Source organism: Siminovitchia fortis (genome assembly GCF_007681465.1).
Lineage (GTDB): Bacteria > Bacillota > Bacilli > Bacillales > Bacillaceae_C > Siminovitchia > Siminovitchia fortis.
Genome location: NZ_VEKZ01000037.1, coordinates 1 through 18,607, shown reverse-complemented (window position 1 = coordinate 18,607; position 18,607 = coordinate 1). Strand labels below are relative to the sequence as shown.

Below are 18,607 nucleotides of genomic sequence, written 5' to 3'. Positions count from 1 at the left end.
GAAGCATCACACGAGGCCATTTCAAGTAGTAGCTTTCCTACGATAAGTCAACATCGGCTCCGACGCACAGGACGTGCTAGTGCAGGCGAAGCGACAGGACGTCGCTGCTTGAGCCTGCCTTCGTCGCCGTGTTTCCTTTATCTCGTCAAAAGCACTCCAGTCTGTACGTCGATAAACAGGCGCTTGCGCTTTTGTTTTAGCTGATTGAAACGATTTTGACTCTCATTTCACCGCCAGGCGTCTGGACTGTCACTTCTTCATTGACTTTTTGTCCCATTAAACTTTTGGCGATAGGTGAATCGTTGGAAATTTTCCCTTCGAACGGATCGGCTTCGGCACTTCCAACTATCGTATATGTTTCCTCGTCGCCATCAGGAAGTTCTTTGAAAGTAACCGTTTTCCCTAAAGTCACTTTATCAGAATTAAGCTCATCTTCCTCAATGATTTTTGCATTGCGGATCATATTTTCCAAAGTGGTGATTCTTCCTTCGACAAATGCCTGTTCTTCTTTCGCGGAGTCGTATTCCGAGTTCTCCGACAGATCCCCGAAACTACGGGCCACTTTAATCCGTTCGACAACTTCTTTTCTTCGGACGGTCTTTAAGTATTCAAGTTCCTGTTCTAATTTTTCTTTTCCGGCTTCTGTCATGTGAAATTCTTTTTCTGCAGCCATTTTCCCTTCACTCCTTATGAATTCCCTCATCCAAAGATCATTGGATTATTCGGTCATGAAATACATGACAGCGCGCCTCATGCAGGGCGCGCTATCTGTTCATATTAGTTCTTTATATTATTATCTATGTCATCATATTACAAAAATGACATTAGTTCAAGAGTATGAGTACTGTTTTGTAGATAATCACCGTTTTTTGCTCACTGCAAGCCCGTCCCCTACAGGAATAATAGTTGTAATATACCCATCATGCCCCATAAGAAAACGGTTGAATTCCTTCATTTTTCTTGCAAGACTCCGAAAGCGGCGCTGATTGACTTCCTCTTCCGCAACATATCCCCTGAATAGGACATTATCAGAGTAAATGCATCCCCGCTCCCTAAGCAATGGACTATACATATTGAAAAACTTCATGTACTGGCCTTTTGCCGCATCAATAAAAATGGCATCGTAAGGTCCCAGTTCCGTCACTCTTTCACCAAGCTCCAAAGCATCGCCTTCCAAGATGGTTATTCGATCAACTTTACCGGCAGCCTCGATATAATTCCTTGCCTGTTCCGCTCTTGCGGGATCTTTTTCTATCGTTACGATTTCCGCTTCAGGCAGAGCATCTGCCATCCTTAAAGCAGAATAGCCGATCGCTGTTCCGACTTCCAATATTTTAGCCGGATTTTGGATCCTCAGGAACTGAAGCATCACTTCGATGGCCGTTTGTTCCATAATCGGAACGTGCTCTTTTTCAGCAAACTTTTCCATCTGCCGGAACAGCTCACTTCTTCGCGGAAGCAGGGACTCGATATAATGATCAATCAGATGATCCATTTCAGACACCTACTTCCTTTTATCCGTGATATATTTTGCCTTTAATTCATTATGTTCTTTCAATGTTTTTGCATAATGGACTTCCCCTGTGCCATGCTCGGCCAAAAAGTACAAATATTGGCTGTCAGCCGGATTAAGGGCAGCCTCAATGGACGTTTCGCCTGCATTGGAAATCGGTCCCGGCGGCAGGCCTTTCACTTTATACGTATTATATGGTGACTCAACCTCAAGGTCTTTATACATGGTCCGCTTTTTGTGTTTGCCCAATGCATATAAAACGGTGGGATCGGTCTGAAGCGGCATATCCTCATCCAGCCGGTTATAGAACACACTTGAAATCAAATGCCTGTCCGCTTTTTCGGTTGCCTCTTTCTCAATCAGGGAGGCCATTGTTAACAGTTCATGGATATTGATGTCCTTTTCCTCTATCTTATCCGTATACTTCGTTATGACTTCCTGTGTTTTTTTAATCATCGGATCGATAATTGCCTCAATTGAAGGCTTTTCCTCGTAATATGGATAGGTAGCCGGATATAAATATCCTTCCAACGGATGCTTCACCTTGCTGCTCAATGCGTCATCCGTGAAAAGCTCCGGATATTTTTCTCCAAACAGCTGCACAGTCTCCTTTTTATCAAGTTCCTTCAGAATCTCTTCTTTGGACTGACCAGTCTGCTTGGAGATCAATCCTGCTATTTGATCCAAAGAATAGCCTTCCGGAACCGTAATATTAAATACCGGCTTTTGGGCCAGAATCCCGGTTTGCAGGTTCTGCGAAATCTCTTTCAATGACATGGACGGCGTAAATGTATATGTGCCTGCCTGAAAACCTGAAATATTATTAAATTTGACATAGTACTTGAAGACGGAAGCATTTTTTATCACTCCTTTATCTTCAAGAAGCTTTCCAATGGAAGTTGTTGACGAACCGATTGGCACTTCCACCCGGATCTCTTTTTTACTATCAGAATCCACCGGTTTAAGAGCAGATTTTATATATAAATAGCTGCCAAGTGCCGCTATTAAAAGAAGGGCACCGCAACTAAGCGTTATGATGGCAACAATTTTTCTTATGATGACCGCCTCACTCCTTTTTTCGAGCAAATTCTCTCTAATCAAAGCTGCTCTTGCCTGCTTATCTATTTTATCTTTTTCTTTGTTTTTCATTAAGCAGGGGTCCCCCTCCCGAAATTGCTGTTTATTTTGTTTGCGCACCACACCTATTATACAATAATTTTTCGGAACGTCAGTGAAAATCCATTGATTTAACCGAAATATGTAAAAAAATTCGCCGACCCTGGAATACCCGGATCGGCGAAATTTTTTACTGAGTAAGAAAGCATAAGATGTTTTAGCTTTAAAATTTTGAATAAAGCCTTTTGTTGTCTAGCTCCAGCGCCTATCGACTAGCAGACTTCGCACCTGGTGTGCTCCTGCGGCGTAGCTTATTCGAGGATGTTTGGCGAACATCATAGCAAAGCTGCACGACGCCAACTCGAGGAAGCATCACACGAGGCCATCTCAAGTAGTAGCTTTCCTACGATAAGTCAACATCGGCTCCGACGCACAGGATGTGCTAGTGCAGGCGAAGCGACAGGACGTCGCTGCTTGAGCCTGCGTTCCTCGCCGTGTTTCCTTTATCTCGTCGGAGGCACTCCAGTCTGTACGTCGATGGGCAAGGCGCTTGCGCTTTTCTTATTCTTCTTCCTCTTCGGCAAGGAAAGTGTTGAGCATCTCTTCTATCATATCCCATTCTTCTTCGGTTTCGATCGGCTGCATATTCCCGTCTTCTCCATCTTCGCTTGGTATATAAGAAGAGGCATGGATCTCAATTTCTTCGTTCTCTTCATTATCTGCGCCTGCAGGATAGTATAAAACATATGATTTGTTGAATTCATCGGAATCAAACGTAAAGAGAACTTCAAATAATTCCTCATTGCCTTCTTCATCTACGACTGTAATATAATTTTCTCCATTTTCCATCAGAAATCACCTCATTTTTGTTGGCTGTCCAAGAAACTTTGCAATATCATTGCGGCTGCCATTTTATCGATGACCTTTTTTCTCTTTTTTCTGCTGACATCCGCTGCAAGAAGGACCCTTTCAGCCGCCATTGTGCTCAGTCGTTCATCCCATAACTGAACAGGCAGCTGAAATCTCCTTCTTAAATTTTCAGCATAAGCCATCGATGCTTCTCCGCGAGGGCCAATCGTATTGTTCATATTTTTCGGCAGGCCAACAATGATTAGTTCAATACCGTATTCTTTAATAATTTCACCAATCCGGTCAAATCCAAACATATTCTTTTCTTCGTTGATTGATACTGTCTCAATACCTTGGGCAGTCCAGCCCATTTCATCGCTGACTGCGACGCCCACTGTCTTGGAGCCAACATCAAGGCCCATCATCCTCAAATTCATGTCCCCTCACGATGCTGCTTTAAATAGGACTTCACCAGCTCTTCGATGATTTCATCCCTTTCCAGCTTCCTCATAATATTGCGTGCATCTTGATGCCTTGGAATATAGGCGGGGTCGCCGGAAAGCAAATAACCGACTATCTGGTTGATGGGATTGTACCCCTTTTCTTGAAGAGCCCCGTATACATGCATTAGAACCTCTTTGACGTCATGTTCCATTGGATCTTCATAGAACTCGAACCGCATTGTTTTATCAAAAGAGCCCATTTACAACAACACCTTCTTTCAGAACTTGCCTGACTGGCCCGGCTTTTAAACATTACCTTCATTGTACATGATTTGAAGCGGGAATCAAACGGATTTTATCCATTCACCCACAAAGGAAAGAGCCGATTCCAATTGATCCGGATTTTTCCCGCCTGCCTGTGCCATATCTGGACGGCCTCCTCCTCCGCCGCCGCACCGTGAAGCAACCTCTTTGACCAATTTTCCGGCATGATACCCTTTTTCCATCAAATCTTTTGTTACGCCGGCGATAATGTTCACTTTTCCGTTTTGTACGGATCCAAGCACGACAACCCCTGATCCAAGCTGCTGTTTTAAATCATCCCCCATATTTCTCAGTGTATTCATATCCGCGTCTTGGACTTGGCTTACAATCACTTTGATTCCTTCGATCTCCTTGGCTTTTTGGATAAGGCTCCCGGCTTCCACATGTGCGAGCTTTGCTGTTAGAGATTCATTTTCCCTTTGCAGTTCCTTTAATTCCAGGAGAAGGGCCTCCGTCCTTTCCACTGCTTGGACCGGTTTTGTCTTTAATTTCTCTGCCACGGCATGCAACTCGTTCATCTGGCCATTCATGAAGCAGAATGCATGCTCCCCGGTCACCGCTTCGATCCTGCGCACTCCTGCCCCAATTCCGCTTTCCGCAACAATTTTAAACAGGCCGATTTCTGCGGTATTGGATACATGGCAGCCGCCGCATAATTCCAGACTGTCTCCTGCGGATACAACACGCACGGTTTCTCCGTATTTTTCGCCGAATAGAGCCATGGCTCCCATTTCCTTCGCTTCAGCCAGGCTTGTCAGCTTCGTATCGACCGGATGATTGGCCCAAATATCACGGTTTACCTTCTCTTCAACTTTTTTCAGTTCTTCATCCGTTACTGAACCGAAATGGGAGAAGTCAAAACGGAGTCTTTCCGGTCCGACATATGAGCCTGCCTGATTGACATGGGTTCCGAGAACCTCCTTCAATGCCTTATGCAGCAAATGTGTCGCCGTATGATTTTTGATGATTTGGCCGCGCATTTTCTCATCAACCTTGGCTTTCACTTTATTGCCGGTTTTTATAGTGCCTTCTTTTACGACTCCCGTATGAAGATTTTGGCCGTTTGGTGCTTTGATCACTTTGGTCACTTCAATTTTCTGGGAAGTCCCGCTGACGATTCCATGATCGGCAACCTGGCCGCCGCTTTCGGCATAAAATGGCGTGACGTCCAATATGAATTGGATCTCATCCCCTTTTTCCGCTTTTTCCGTGATGTCTCCCTCTTTTAAAATAGCAAGAACAACCGAATCCGTTTCAAGGCGCTCATAGCCGACAAATTCACTGCTGACTGTCAATTCGGACAGGGTGCCGCTTTGAACCTGCATGGAATCCGTTTCGCTTCTGGCCGAGCGGGCTCTTTCCCTCTGCTTTTCCATTTCCTTTGCAAAGCCGTCATGATCAACTTTCATTTGCTCTTCTTCCGCATATTCTTCAGTCAGTTCAACAGGAAAACCGTACGTGTCGTAGAGCCTGAAAACATCCTTGCCGGAAATCATATCTTTTCCTTCGGCTTTCGCTCTCTCTATAAGTGAAGACAAAATTTCCAATCCATCATTCAATGTTTCATGGAAGCGTTCCTCTTCATTTTTAATGACCCGTTCAATGAAGTCTGTGTTCTCCAAAACTTTCGGATAGAAATCTTTCATGATTTCACCCACCATAGGAACAAGACGGTACATGAATGGTTTTTCAATCTTTAAGTTCTTTCCATAGCGGACAGCCCTGCGGAGAAGCCTCCTTAATACATATCCGCGGCCTTCATTTGAAGGCAGAGCCCCGTCACTTACAGCAAATACGACTGTACGGACATGATCGGCGATCACCTTGAATGCGGTATCCTGTTCGGCACTTTCGCCGTAAGCCTTACCGGAAAGCTTTTCTGTCTCTTTGATGATCGGCATGAATAAATCTGTCTCAAAGTTGGTCGGGACATCCTGTACAACGGAAGCCATCCGTTCGAGCCCCATTCCGGTATCGATGTTTTTCTTTGGCAGAGGTGTGTAGGTCCCGTCCGGATTGTGATTGAACTGCGAAAAGACAAGGTTCCAAATCTCAAGGTACCTTTCATTTTCACCACCCGGAAACAGCTCCGGATCATTCGGATCGTCACCATATTCCGGGCCCCTGTCAAAGAAGATCTCCGAGTTGGGGCCGCTCGGCCCTTCACCGATATCCCAGAAATTCTCCTTAAGGCGGATGATTCTTTCTTTCGGCAGTCCGATCATTTGATTCCACAGTTCAAATGCCTCATCGTCTTCAGGATGGATCGTTACAGACAATTTTTCCGGATCAAACCCGATCCATTTTTCACTTGTCAGAAACTCCCATGCCCATTCGATCGCCTCTTTCTTGAAATAATCCCCGATGGAAAAATTCCCGAGCATTTCAAAAAATGTATGATGCCTTGCTGTTTTTCCGACATTTTCAATGTCGTTTGTCCGGATGGACTTTTGCGCATTGACGATTCTCGGATTCTCGGGAATCTCCCTGCCGTCGAAATATTTCTTCAGTGTTGCAACACCGCTGTTGATCCACAGCAAGGACGGATCATCATGCGGGATAAGGGAAGCACTGGGCTCCACTTTATGTCCTTTTTCCTGAAAGAAATCCAAAAACATCTGTCTGATTTGTGAGCCAGTCAGTTTTTTCATCCTTTTTTCCTCCTTAAACGAAATAAAAAAAGCTCCTCCCCAGCCAGGGGCGAAGCTTGCACGCGGTACCACCCTGATTTTAACAAAGACTTATTCTTTGCCATCTCTCAGGACCTTAACGCGGTGAACGGCAGGCTTTTAACTGCACTCCGGATTAGCTCATTATTACTCTTCATCTGGAATTTCTTTCAGCCGCGGAAATTCCTCTCTTCTGCGACACAGGAAGGCTGTCGCTCAGATGGGCAGTAATAAGAATGGATCCTTCTTCGTTTTCAAGTATTGACTACTAGAAATTATAGGTAATAGAAAAATCTTTGTCAAATCCTTTAGGGGGCCTGCCCCATCTACGTCTGTTTTGCTTTAATAAAGTAATCGCGGGAATGGACAACAGCCACTTTTAATATAGCCAAAAGAGGAACGGCTACAAGCATGCCGATCACCCCTCCCGCTTCTCCGCCTATAATTAAAGCGGCAATGATAAAAAGGGGATGAATATTGATCGATCTCCCGACGATGTAAGGTGAAAGGACATTCCCCTCCAGCAATTGGAGCAAAACGATGATGCCGGCAGACATCAGTGCCAGCTTGACTGAGCTTAGCAAGGCGAAGGCAGTGACAGGAACGGCCCCGATAACCGGGCCGAAATAGGGAATGATGTTTGTAAAAGCTACAATCAAGCCCATGATGACGGGATAATCCAGTCCAACCAGCCAAAATAAAAGGGTGGAAATCGTCCCGATCAAAACGCAAACAAGCAACTGGCCGCGAATGTAACCCCCAAGGGAAGTGTTCACCGCAGAAAGAAATTCCTGTCCCTGTTTCCGCCATTTCTTCGGTGTCATATACCAGGCCGCTTTTTTGATCAGGTCCAGATCCTTCAATATGTAAAAAGAAATGAAAGGAATGACAGCCAAAACAAAAATAAAGTTGATCAGTCCTTTAAAGGCAGACATGGTTTTTTCCAAAAACCGGTTTAACCATTGTTCAAAATCATTAACACGTTCTTCAATTTGAGTCTGTATACCATCTGGCCATCTCGAAGTCGATTCATGCAAGTCTTTCACCAGGCCTTTATAATATCCCGCCAATTCGGGTATATGCTCCGAGAAATGGCTGACTTGATCAATCAGAACGGGAATTCCCACATAAAGAGCATATCCCATTCCGCCGAAAAACAGCACATAAATGGCAAGGATCGCCACAATCCGGTTGATGCCAAGCAATTCTATTTTTTCAACAATCGGATGAAGCAGATAAGCAATAAAGCCGCCTATCATAAATGGCAGCAGCCCGATGCACACAATCGTAAAAACCGGTTTCCACAGCGGTTTTATGAGCAGAAAACAATATAGAATGATAAATAACAATAACACAATCGCCAAATTGTATATTAAGCGGAGCCGCTTTTGCTTCAACTTGTTCCCTCCTGCGATTAGTGTGCCGTTTTTTATCACATTTTAATCGCAGGTAAGAAAAGAAATAGTTCAAGAGGCTGCCTTCTGAGGGCAGCCCCTAGCTCAACTTGCGTTCCCGCTCGTCAAACAGATCATCCAAGGAACTCAAAGTACCATCTTCTTCCACCTGGTGGGTATAGATGATTTCCTTTCCGATGGAAAGTTCAATGAAGCAATTCCAGCAATAATACTGATTGACTCCAATTTTACCAAGGTCCTTGCTTTGACAATTCGGACATTTCATCATGGGTACTGACACCTCGTTGATTGATTGCTGACACAATGATGGCATCCTTTCCAATACTCGGGGGATCAAGGGTACGGATGATCCGCTTTCCCTCCGTTATATCCGAAAAGAATCCATCAGTCAGCTCGTATCCAACGATTGTACCCTCTTTTTCCAAAAAATATACATCATCCAGCAATCCGAGCTGTTCGCCTTGCGGCGTCATCGTATTTTTTTTGGCTAAAGGGCGGCCATGATGCATTGTGTATTCATCATCAAGCTCCTGGTATATGGAGAATTGCCCGTTGCTGTCAACCATGATTCCATCTTCGCCAAAGGATGAAACGGACTGCACGGGAACGCGCAGCTTTTTCCCGATGAAACCTTTCATCTGCAGCAAAAGATCTGTCACCATTCCCTCATCGCCTATGCAAATGTCACAAACTTCACCAAGCATTTCGCCATTCCGGTCGTAAACCGGCATCCCTTTCAATAAAGAAAATGTCCGCAAAGATGCACACCACCTTTTTCGAACATTTTTATTTTCCGCTCAATCGAGGAAATCATAAGGTGAAACATTTTCCATGCCAACCATGGGGTCTGCCAAGAAGAGTTTATCTTCATATGACAATTCCTCTTGCTCCTCATTCATTTTTTCTTCTATGATCGGCTGCTGCTTTTCCCCAGCCAGTTTCTCACGCAATGTAGTTTGCCTTTTTTGATCATCTTCACGTTCTATCCCGACTCGGAAAGCACTTTCTTCTCCGCACAAAATGAGAAACTGCTTGCTCCTTGTGATGGCTGTATATAATAAATTGCGGCGCAGCATCCGATAATAATTCCTCACAACCGGAAGGATGACGATCGGAAATTCGCTTCCTTGCGCTTTATGGATGGAACAGCAAAAAGCATGGGTAATTTGGTTAAAATCCTGGCGCATGTATGTGACTTCCGTACCTTCAAAAGAGACAATGATCATGTCCTGCTTTTCAACGTTTTCTTTTGCATACAATATGGAAATGATTTCACCGATATCCCCATTGAAGACATTTTTTTCCGGCTGGTTGACGAGCTGCAGCACTTTGTCCCCAATCCTGAATTTTGTCTCTCCCAATGTGATTTCCTTATTCCATTTTTCTTTTTTGGGATTAAAAACTTCCTGCAATATTTTATTCAGATTGTCGATTCCGGCGGGCCCGCGGTACATGGGGGCCAATACCTGAATATCCTTGGCCGTGTATCCTTTTGTCAGGGCATTTTTTACAACCTGCTCAACAGCATCCCCTATTTGCGGTGCCTGGCATTTGATAAAAGACCGGTCTTTCCGCTGGGCCGTAACATCGGAAGGGATCTTACCGTTCTTTATTTCGTGTGCCAGTTCCACAATCGACGAACCGTCCGCCTGCCGGTAAATGTCTGTTAATTGGACAACCGGAAGAGTATTAGAGGCCAAAAGATCTTTCAGCACTTGCCCGGGACCAACTGAAGGAAGCTGGTCTTCATCTCCCACCAAAATGACTTGGATCGAATCGGGGAGTGACTTGAAAAGCTGATGGGCAAGCCATGTATCCACCATCGACATTTCGTCGATGATGATGATCTTTCCTTCGATTTCACGTTCGCCTTCTGTATCCAGGCTCTCCTGACCTGTCATGCCCAACAGCCTGTGAATGGTCATGGCAGGAAGCCCGGTCGATTCCGCCATTCTTTTCGCGGCACGTCCGGTCGGTGCAGCCAAAATAAACGGAAATATATCTTCTTTTTTATATGCGTGAGGATCGAGCGAACAGCCGTGAAGCTCGGCATACAGTTCGACAATTCCCTTAATGACCGTTGTCTTTCCGGTTCCGGGTCCGCCTGTCAGTATCATTAAAGGACTCGTCAAGGCTGTTTGAATCGCTTCTTTCTGGGATGGTGCATACTCGACGCCCAAGCGCTCTTCCAGGTTCCCAAGCGCCAATAGAAACTCGGATTCCGGAAATTGATCGGCATACTGCTTTTGATCCATAATCCGCCGGATGTTCGCAACAAGGCCTTTCTCTGAAAAATAAAGAGATGGCATGTAAATACGCTGTTCCTCACCGATTATTTTTCCTTCTTCTTTTAACTGGACAAGGGCATCGGCAATAATTTGGAAAGGAATTTCAACCGCCTGGCTGCTTTCAAGCAGCTGTTTCACCTGTTCAAGCAGCTGCTCCGCCTCCAAATAGACATGTCCGTTTTGCATGCATTGCTGGTCAAGAACATACAGGCATCCGGCCTTGATCCTGTCCGGATGATTCCCGACGATGCCAAGCTGGACTCCCAGCTCATCAGCCCTGCCGAAACCGACACCTTCTACATCTTCTATAAGCTGGTACGGATTCTTTTCAATTATGGCTAATGTATCTTCTTTGTACACCTGGTAAATCTTCATGGATAGTTGCGGCCCGAACCCGTATTGATTCAGGCCGATCATGACCTGTTCCAGTCCTTGGTGTTCAAGCAGTGCTTCATACAGATTTTTGGCTGCTTCCGGAGAAACCCGCGGAATTTCATCCAGGACGGACGGCTTGCTCAAAATGATGCTGATGGCACTTTCTCCAAGGGCTTCTACGATTCTTTCGGCCGTTTTTTCACCGATGCCTTTGAACAGATCACTGGATAGGTACATGATGAGCCCTTGTTTTGTCTGCGGCATTTCCTTTTTGAAATGGTTCGCATGAAATTGGAGGCCAAATTTCGGATGTTCCTTTAAACCGCCGTAAAAAATATACGTTTCCTGTTCGTGTATTTTGGGAAAATAACCGGTGATGACCGCTTCTTTTTCCTTATATTCCTCGTTTGTCTCTTCCACTCTGATCCTGACGACAGAGTACAGGTTTTGTTCATTATGAAAAATCGTGACGAGGTGCCGGCCCTTCATGAACTTTTCATTTTCGGAAAACAGATCAAGCGATTCCATTGCCGGAACCTCCCCTATTGCTTAGTCTTGCTCTTTTAATGCCTGCTCCACCAATTTTTTGCCATTGCCGGCAAGAAGGTGATCAGGCTGGACGGCCAATGCTTTATTGAATTGATCCAAGGCTTTTTCAAGCTGGCTTTCTTTGCCTGCATAAGCAACCCCAAGATTATAAAAAGCGTCTGCATGCTTGGGGTCCGCTTCAGTCACTTCTGTCAATTTCTTAATCGCTTCATCCATGACTCCTGCCCTCGCAAGTGCCAGGCCGTACTGGAATTTTGCTTCAGTATCCGCATCATCCAACTCCACACTCCTTTGAAGGTAAGGGAGTGACAGCTCATTTTTGCCAAGATTCACAAAGCACATGCCGAGCATGTAATGTAAATCATTCGTCTCCGGCCCGATTGCCAAGGCTTTTTCAAACATGCCGGCCGCTTCCGGATATTTTTCCTGATTAAAGTATAAATTCCCGTAGCTGTAATAGGCTGCTGACGCCTGATCATCCAGTTCAATGGCGCGTTTTAAAAATTCTTCCGCACGCTGCGGCTCTCTCACCGACAGAAGAACGTTTGCGAAGTTTACATAACCTACCGGATCTTTCGGATTTTCTTCGATAGCAGCCGTAAACATTTGTATGGCTTTCTCCATTTCTCCCTGCTGTAAATATTCAATGCCCTGCCTGTTTTTATCCATTTGCTACACTCCGTACATTAGTTCTTTTAGTGAAATTATAACATATATCACATAAGAAAAGCGCAAGCGCCTTTTTAGCGACGTACAAACTGGAGCACTCCGCAATGAGATAAAGGAAACACGGCGACGAAGGCAGGCTCAAGCAGCGACGTCCTGTCGCTTCGCCTGCACTAGGACGTCCTGTCCGTCGGAGCCGATGTTGACTTATCGTAGTGGAGGAGTGCGAAGTTTGCTAGTCGCTGGGCGCTGGAGCTGGACAAAGCACAATAATTTTATACTAATATCTTTGAAAAAATTTATACTTCCTTAAACAGCGGAAAAAGCCGCTTATGAAAATAAGCAGCCTTCCAATTATCCAACATACATTAATCTTTGTCCATCCCGGAAAATCCGGTCAATCGTTCCTCCGCCAAGGCAGACATCACCGTCATAAAACACGACTGCCTGCCCGGGCGTCACAGCTCTTACCGGCCTTGCAAACCTGACTTCGGCTTCATTTCCCGGCAGCAGCTTGACCGTGACTTCCTCATCCGGCTGCCGGTAACGGAATTTTGCCGTACAGGTAAACACTGATTCTTTCTCCTGATCGGAAATCCAGTTCACCTTGATGGCCTGGATGCTGTCGGAATATAAAGCCGGATGATGGAACCCCTGTTCCACATACAAAACATTTTTCTCAAGGCTTTTCCCGACAACAAACCACGGATCGCCTGCTCCCCCGATGCCAAGTCCATGGCGCTGCCCGATTGTATAGTACATCAATCCGTCATGAACGCCTACTTTTCTTCCGTCCATGGTCTCCATATTCCCTTTCTGAGCCGGAAGATAGCCGCTTAAGAACTCCTTGAAATTCCGTTCTCCGATAAAACAGATTCCCGTACTGTCTTTTTTCTCTGCCGTAGCCAAGCCTGCTTCTTTGGCAATTTCCCTTACCCTTTTCTTGTCGATGCCCCCAAGCGGAAACATGACTTTTTGAAGCTGGTCCTGGGTCAGCTGGTTTAAAAAGTACGTCTGATCCTTGTTTTGATCAATGCCCCGCAGCATTTTAACTTCCCCATTGCCACGTTCGACCCGCGCATAATGGCCCGTTGCCAAATAATCGGCGCCAAGCTTTAGTGCATGATCCAAAAACGCTTTAAATTTGATTTCTTTGTTGCACACCACATCAGGATTGGGCGTTCTTCCCGCTTTATATTCGTCGAGAAAATAAGTGAACACCTTATCCCAATATTGCTGTTCAAAGTTGACGGCATAATACGGTATGCCGATTTGATTGCATACCCTTATGACGTCATTGTAATCTTCTGTAGCCGTGCATACGCCGAATTCATCCGTGTCATCCCAATTTTTCATAAAAATTCCGATTACATCATAGCCTTGCTCTTTTAACAGAAGGGCGGCCACAGATGAGTCGACTCCACCGGACATACCGACGATCACACGTGTATCCTTCGGTGCTTTATTCACGGTAATCTTCCTTTCATGTCGTAAGCCTTCGGACGATTTCAGCTATTTTCTCAGCTGCCTCCACGGCTTGTTCCCCTGTATTGTCGAGCCCGAAACTGAAACGGATTGAATTGCGGGTCCGTTCCGATCCGCTGCCAAACATAGCTGTCAATACATGGGATGGCTCAATAGAACCGGCTGTACAAGCTGAACCGCTTGATGCCGCAATTCCGGACAAGTCAAAATTCACAAGAAGGGATTCCACTTCCGTGCCGGGAAAGCTGATATTCAAAATATGGGGAACCGATTCCTCCATTGAACCGTTGACTGTAAAATTGATTTTTTCGTCTTCAAGCGCCTGGAGAAATTTATCCTTAAGCTGTTTATATGACTGTCTTTTTTCTTCCAGCCTGCTGGAAGTAATCGAAGCGACTTCCGCAAACCCTGCAATAGATACAAGATTTTCCGTACCCGGCCGCCTCTTCAGCTCCTGTTCTCCTCCATAGAACAAAGAATCCATTCTTGTTCCATTCTTGATATAGAGAAACCCGACGCCTTTTGGCCCATTTATTTTATGGGCGGAAGCGGACAAAAGATCAACGTGAAGATCATTTACATCCATTTCTTCCGTCCCATACGCCTGAACGGCATCCGTGTGAAAATAAGCCTGATGGTCCTTTAATAATGAACCGATTTCCCTGATTGGCTGAATGGTCCCCACTTCGTTGTTCGCAAACATGATCGTTACAAGGATCGTATCATCTCGAAGAGCTTTTTCGATCTCTTCCACATGGATCAATCCATTTTCATCCGGCTGTACATACGTCACTTCAAACCCTTCCTTCTCAAGGAAGTTACAGGCGTAAAGTACGGCATGATGTTCAATGGACGAAGTGATGACATGCTTCCCTTTATCACGGTTTGCGATGGCTGTCCCTATGACTGCGAGATTATCTGCTTCCGTCCCGCCGCTCGTAAAGACGATTTCATTATCTTTTGCATGAATCGTCCGGGCAACCTTCGTTCTCGCCTGGTCCAGCAAATGACGGGCCTGGCGGCCGAAAGCATGAATGCTGGACGGGTTACCGTATATTTCTTTCATGACGGTTGTCATTTGCTCAACAGCCTGTGGATGGAGCGGCGTTGTAGCAGCATGATCCAAATAAATTTTATTCATTGTTCCCACCAATTTTCAAGATTAGATATAAAACATATATGGCTGTACCTGGCCTTCATCTTCATGGTTGGCCAGGTCTTCGACAGTCGTACTGTCCAAAACATCTTTTACAGCGTCGCGTATTCGTATCCATAATGCCCTTTTGGCAGGTTCTTCATCCTCAATGCCTTCCACCGGGCTAATGGGGCCTTCCAAAACACGGATGATGTCGCCGGCAGTAATCTCCGAAGGCTCCTTTGCCAAAATGTATCCGCCGTACGCTCCTCTGACACTTTTGACCAATCCCGCATTGCGAAGAGGTCCGGCAAGCTGCTCCAGGTAATGCTCAGACAGATTATGAGACTGTGCGATCGATTTTAAGGATATGGGACCCTCTCCATATCTTTTTCCAAGTTCAATCATGATAGTCAGACCATAACGGCCTTTGGTAGAAATTTTCATACACTTGCACCCCGTTCAATTTCATTCACTTTTTCGTCTTTTAGCCATTTATGTGTAATGGTCCTGCACTGCGGCAACGCAATCCCGATGAAAGTGCCTGCTGCTAGACTGAAAACGACCGTTCCTATGAAAACAGGACCTCCAAGCAGCCAGCCGATGACAAGCACACCCACTTCCATCAGCCGCCTTGCGTTTGCGACTTTCCATTTCGTCTTGGCAGTCAAAGCAAGCATAAAGCTGTCCCTGGGACCGGCTCCAAGCTCTGCTGATAAATAAATTCCCATGCCGTACGCATAAACGACCATTCCAACTAAGAACATGACGGTTTTTCCCTGCCACGATTGCGGCTCTGCCATAAACGGCAAAAGCATATACATATCAATAAAAACGCCGACTAAAATCATATTTAAATAAGCTCCGAACTTCGGCCACTCTTTCATTATGATCCCGGCTGTACCCAGGACGATAAAACCGACAATAATACTCCATGTACCGATTGTCAAGCCGAATTGGTAATAGAGTCCGACGTGAAGAACGTCCCAAGGAGCGGCACCCAAATTGGCAACGATCGTCAGCGTGATTCCAAGGGCCATGATTAGCAATCCAACTGTGAAAATGGCAAATCTTTTTTGTAATTGCTGTCTTCTCTTCAATTCCTCTACTCCTTTTGCATTTCTTCATTATAGCATACCGGCAAGTTAAAATGCATATGGCGCGCAAGTTTGGTATGATATAGGCAATGGATAAATAGAACAGCAGTTTGGAGAGGATGTCATGAACGCACAACCTTTGGCTTTTCGGATGCGCCCAAGAACGATTGATGAAGTAGTCGGACAGGAACATCTTGTCGGTGAAGGAAAAATCATCTCAAGGATGGTAAAAGCGAAACAGCTTTCTTCCATGATTTTATATGGGCCTCCCGGCATTGGAAAAACATCGATAGCAAGTGCCATCGCCGGAAGTACAAAGTATGCATTCCGATCATTGAATGCAGTGACAAACAATAAAAAGGATATGGAAATTGTAGCTGCTGAAGCAAAAATGAGCGGGAAAGTCATACTTCTGTTGGATGAGGTACACCGACTTGACAAGGCGAAGCAGGATTTTCTGCTTCCATATTTGGAAAATGGCATGATCATTCTGATCGGTGCCACAACGAGCAATCCATACCATGCAATCAACCCTGCCATCAGGAGCCGATGTCAGATCTTTGAACTTTTTCCTTTGGAAGAGTCCGATATGGTCAAGGCCATAAAAAGGGCACTCCAAGATGAGGAGCGCGGCATTGGCAAATATAAAATAGATTTGGATGAGAATGCGCTTCATCATTTTGCTTCCGCAAGCAGCGGAGATGTAAGGAGTGCGTTGAACGCCCTTGAACTGGCTGTTCTTTCAACAGAGCCGGATAAAGATGGCGTCATTCACATTACGGTGGAAGTTGCAGAAGAATGCCTCCAGAAAAAAGCTTTCTCCCATGATAAAAACGGAGACGCCCACTATGATGTTTTGAGTGCTTTTCAAAAGTCAATACGCGGGAGTGATGTCAACGCGGCATTACATTATTTGGGAAGAATGATTGAAGCGGGCGATTTGCCAAGCATATCAAGGCGGCTGCTTGTCACCGCCTATGAAGATATCGGCCTGGCCAATCCGCAAGCCGGTCCCAGGGCACTGGCAGCTGTACAGACGGCGGAGAAAATCGGCTTTCCAGAAGCCCGCATTCCGTTGGCGAACGCCGTAGTGGAATTATGCCTATCTCCCAAATCCAACTCTGCCTATAAAGCGATGGATGAAGCATTAAGCGATATCAGATCAGGAAAAAGCGGAGAAGTTCCTCTCCATTTGAAAGACTCCCATTATAAAGGTGCGAAAGCATTAGGGAGGGGAATTGACTACAAATATCCGCATAACTATGAATCAGGATGGGTCAAGCAGCAGTATCTTCCTGACACATTAAAAGGAAAAGAGTATTACAAGCCGATAAAGACGGGGAAATTCGAGCAGGCCTTGGCAGCTGTCTATGAAAAAATTAAAAACAATTAATAAATTACGGGACCGCGAGGTCCCGTCCATATTTTTAACCGTTATTTACCCTTTCAATATGAATATCCTTCAACAATTCCCTTACAACATGGCTCGCCATAATCAGCCCGGCGGCCGAAGGCACAAAAGCATTCGATGAAGGAGGCATTTTCGCTTTCCTAATATCCGAATCCTGTTTTCCGACTTCTTGAACTACGTCTTCTCTGGCTACAATCGGGCTTTCATCGGAGAATACGACAGGAACCCCTTTTTTGATACCCTCTTTTCTGAGCCTTGTCCTGATCACTTTTGCAATCGGGTCCGTATGTGTTTTAAAAATATCTTTGATCATGAACCTGGTCGGGTCCATCTTGTTTGCCGCACCCATGCTTGAAATCATCGGTATATCCCTTTTCAGGCATTCTTTGATCAAATGAATTTTATAAGAAATCGTATCGGAAGCGTCCACTACAAAATCAAGATCATGCGAAAAAAATTCCTCATATGTCTCTTCCGTGTAAAACATCTTCAAAGCGATGACTTCGCATTCCGGATTAATGTCTTTGATCCTTTCTTTCATCAAATCCGCTTTCGGTTGTCCAATGGTGGACAACAAGGCTATGATCTGCCTATTGACGTTCGTAATATCCACATTATCTTTATCAACGAGAATTAATTTGCCGACACCTGACCTTGCCAGTGCCTCGGCGGCAAATGAACCGACTCCGCCAATTCCGAGAACAGCAACTGTACTGTTTCTTAATATATCTACTCCTTCTTTTCCTATCGCCAATTCATTGCGTGAAAACTGATGCAGCATGATAATCAACTCCAGATTTAAATGAATACTGGACTAAGAGTAATTTAAAAAAAAGCAGTTTGCAAGTAAAAAAAAGCAACCTGCCTGGACAGATTGCTTTTTTAAAAGATGAAAAGTCCCGATTGTGCCGTTTTTATGTTCCTTTGTTTTGAACCCGCTCTCGGCAGGTGGGTGCTCTGCTCCAAATCTCAAGCGTCCTTTTGCCAAAGGCTTGCTATCAAAATGGAAACTCCAAGCTCCCGTAGTTAAAACTTGTCGGTCAAAACGATAAGGTATTTAAACGAACACATCAGGACTTTTCTGTTGATTAAATATTATCACAGGCACAAAAATATATCAATTGAAAACGGCTTGGCAATTTCAAACAGAGGGATACTTTTGATCTCCAAATCCTGAGAATTACCGTTGGTCCTTTAAGTAAATCTATTTAAGAAAAACCGGGCAAAAACCGCCCGGTCCTTTTTTGTTTAGAGGATATCCGATAATTTGTA

Annotated in this window: 18 protein-coding genes and 1 other RNA gene; 1 reads left to right on the top strand and 18 read right to left on the bottom strand. The window is 45.0% G+C overall.

The genetic code is table 11. The annotated features are described in order from the left end of the window. Window positions 1–196: 196 nt before the first annotated feature. The 16 genes from greA to FS666_RS12310 form a co-directional block, all read right to left on the bottom strand. The gene (gene greA, locus FS666_RS12385; RefSeq protein ID WP_120068703.1) at window positions 197–673 is read right to left on the bottom strand and encodes a transcription elongation factor GreA; all 477 of its coding nucleotides are present in this window, start codon (window positions 671–673) and stop codon (window positions 197–199) included. Window positions 674–859: 186 nt separating this feature from the next. Next, window positions 860–1,495 carry an O-methyltransferase gene (locus FS666_RS12380; RefSeq protein ID WP_144463466.1) on the bottom strand — a complete coding sequence of 212 codons (636 nt, stop codon included), beginning with the start codon at window positions 1,493–1,495 and terminating at the stop codon, window positions 860–862. A 9-nt stretch (window positions 1,496–1,504) separates the two neighbouring features. Next, window positions 1,505–2,662, bottom strand: coding sequence for an endolytic transglycosylase MltG (gene mltG, locus FS666_RS12375; protein ID WP_144463467.1), 1,158 nt, complete (start codon window positions 2,660–2,662; stop codon window positions 1,505–1,507). A 528-nt stretch (window positions 2,663–3,190) separates the two neighbouring features. Beyond that, on the bottom strand, window positions 3,191–3,478 hold the full coding sequence (locus FS666_RS12370) for a DUF1292 domain-containing protein (protein WP_144463468.1): 288 nt from the start codon (window positions 3,476–3,478) through the stop codon (window positions 3,191–3,193). An 11-nt stretch (window positions 3,479–3,489) separates the two neighbouring features. Then, window positions 3,490–3,909, bottom strand: a complete 420-nt coding sequence (ruvX, locus tag FS666_RS12365) for a Holliday junction resolvase RuvX (protein ID WP_144463469.1) — start codon at window positions 3,907–3,909, stop codon at window positions 3,490–3,492. 2 nt (window positions 3,910–3,911) lie between these two features. Then, entirely contained in the window at window positions 3,912–4,181 is a 270-nt protein-coding gene (locus tag FS666_RS12360; protein ID WP_144463470.1) for an IreB family regulatory phosphoprotein, read from the bottom strand. 84 nt (window positions 4,182–4,265) lie between these two features. Next, window positions 4,266–6,896 (bottom strand): alanine--tRNA ligase, encoded by a 2,631-nt coding sequence (gene alaS / locus FS666_RS12355; RefSeq protein WP_144463471.1) that lies wholly within the window; start codon window positions 6,894–6,896, stop codon window positions 4,266–4,268. Window positions 6,897–7,240: 344 nt separating this feature from the next. Then, window positions 7,241–8,311, bottom strand: coding sequence for an AI-2E family transporter (locus FS666_RS12350; protein WP_144463472.1), 1,071 nt, complete (start codon window positions 8,309–8,311; stop codon window positions 7,241–7,243). A gap of 97 nt (window positions 8,312–8,408) precedes the next feature. Then, window positions 8,409–8,597, bottom strand: a complete 189-nt coding sequence (locus FS666_RS12345) for a YrzR-like zinc ribbon domain (protein ID WP_120068728.1) — start codon at window positions 8,595–8,597, stop codon at window positions 8,409–8,411. After that, window positions 8,557–9,087 (bottom strand): PRC-barrel domain-containing protein, encoded by a 531-nt coding sequence (locus FS666_RS12340; protein WP_144463473.1) that lies wholly within the window; start codon window positions 9,085–9,087, stop codon window positions 8,557–8,559. Before FS666_RS12340 ends, FS666_RS12345 begins: the two co-directional genes overlap by 41 nt. A 39-nt stretch (window positions 9,088–9,126) precedes the next feature. Next, window positions 9,127–11,520 carry an SF1B family DNA helicase RecD2 gene (gene recD2, locus FS666_RS12335; RefSeq protein WP_144463474.1) on the bottom strand — a complete coding sequence of 798 codons (2,394 nt, stop codon included), beginning with the start codon at window positions 11,518–11,520 and terminating at the stop codon, window positions 9,127–9,129. 21 nt (window positions 11,521–11,541) lie between these two features. After that, a complete protein-coding gene (locus FS666_RS12330) occupies window positions 11,542–12,210 on the bottom strand; it encodes a tetratricopeptide repeat protein (RefSeq protein WP_144463475.1) in 669 nt (222 codons plus the stop codon). A 351-nt stretch (window positions 12,211–12,561) separates the two neighbouring features. Further along, window positions 12,562–13,677, bottom strand: coding sequence for a tRNA 2-thiouridine(34) synthase MnmA (gene mnmA / locus FS666_RS12325; RefSeq protein ID WP_144463476.1), 1,116 nt, complete (start codon window positions 13,675–13,677; stop codon window positions 12,562–12,564). A gap of 13 nt (window positions 13,678–13,690) precedes the next feature. Beyond that, window positions 13,691–14,833, bottom strand: a complete 1,143-nt coding sequence (locus FS666_RS12320) for a cysteine desulfurase family protein (protein WP_144463477.1) — start codon at window positions 14,831–14,833, stop codon at window positions 13,691–13,693. 21 nt (window positions 14,834–14,854) lie between these two features. Continuing rightward, window positions 14,855–15,274, bottom strand: a complete 420-nt coding sequence (cymR, locus tag FS666_RS12315; RefSeq protein ID WP_018705754.1) for a cysteine metabolism transcriptional regulator CymR — start codon at window positions 15,272–15,274, stop codon at window positions 14,855–14,857. Beyond that, window positions 15,271–15,927 (bottom strand): YczE/YyaS/YitT family protein, encoded by a 657-nt coding sequence (locus FS666_RS12310; RefSeq protein WP_144463478.1) that lies wholly within the window; start codon window positions 15,925–15,927, stop codon window positions 15,271–15,273. The genes cymR and FS666_RS12310 overlap by 4 nt, the downstream gene beginning before the upstream one ends. Window positions 15,928–16,048: 121 nt before the next feature. Between FS666_RS12310 and FS666_RS12305 the strand changes: the two genes are divergently transcribed. Beyond that, window positions 16,049–17,317 carry a replication-associated recombination protein A gene (locus FS666_RS12305; RefSeq protein WP_144463479.1) on the top strand — a complete coding sequence of 423 codons (1,269 nt, stop codon included), beginning with the start codon at window positions 16,049–16,051 and terminating at the stop codon, window positions 17,315–17,317. A gap of 34 nt (window positions 17,318–17,351) precedes the next feature. On the opposite strand, the gene FS666_RS12300 is transcribed toward FS666_RS12305, so the two are convergent. Further along, on the bottom strand, window positions 17,352–18,116 hold the full coding sequence (locus tag FS666_RS12300) for a tRNA threonylcarbamoyladenosine dehydratase (RefSeq protein WP_144463480.1): 765 nt from the start codon (window positions 18,114–18,116) through the stop codon (window positions 17,352–17,354). Window positions 18,117–18,227: 111 nt separating this feature from the next. Further along, a non-coding RNA gene (gene ssrS, locus FS666_RS12295) (6S RNA) lies at window positions 18,228–18,415 on the bottom strand. Between the last annotated feature and the right edge of the window lie 192 nt (window positions 18,416–18,607).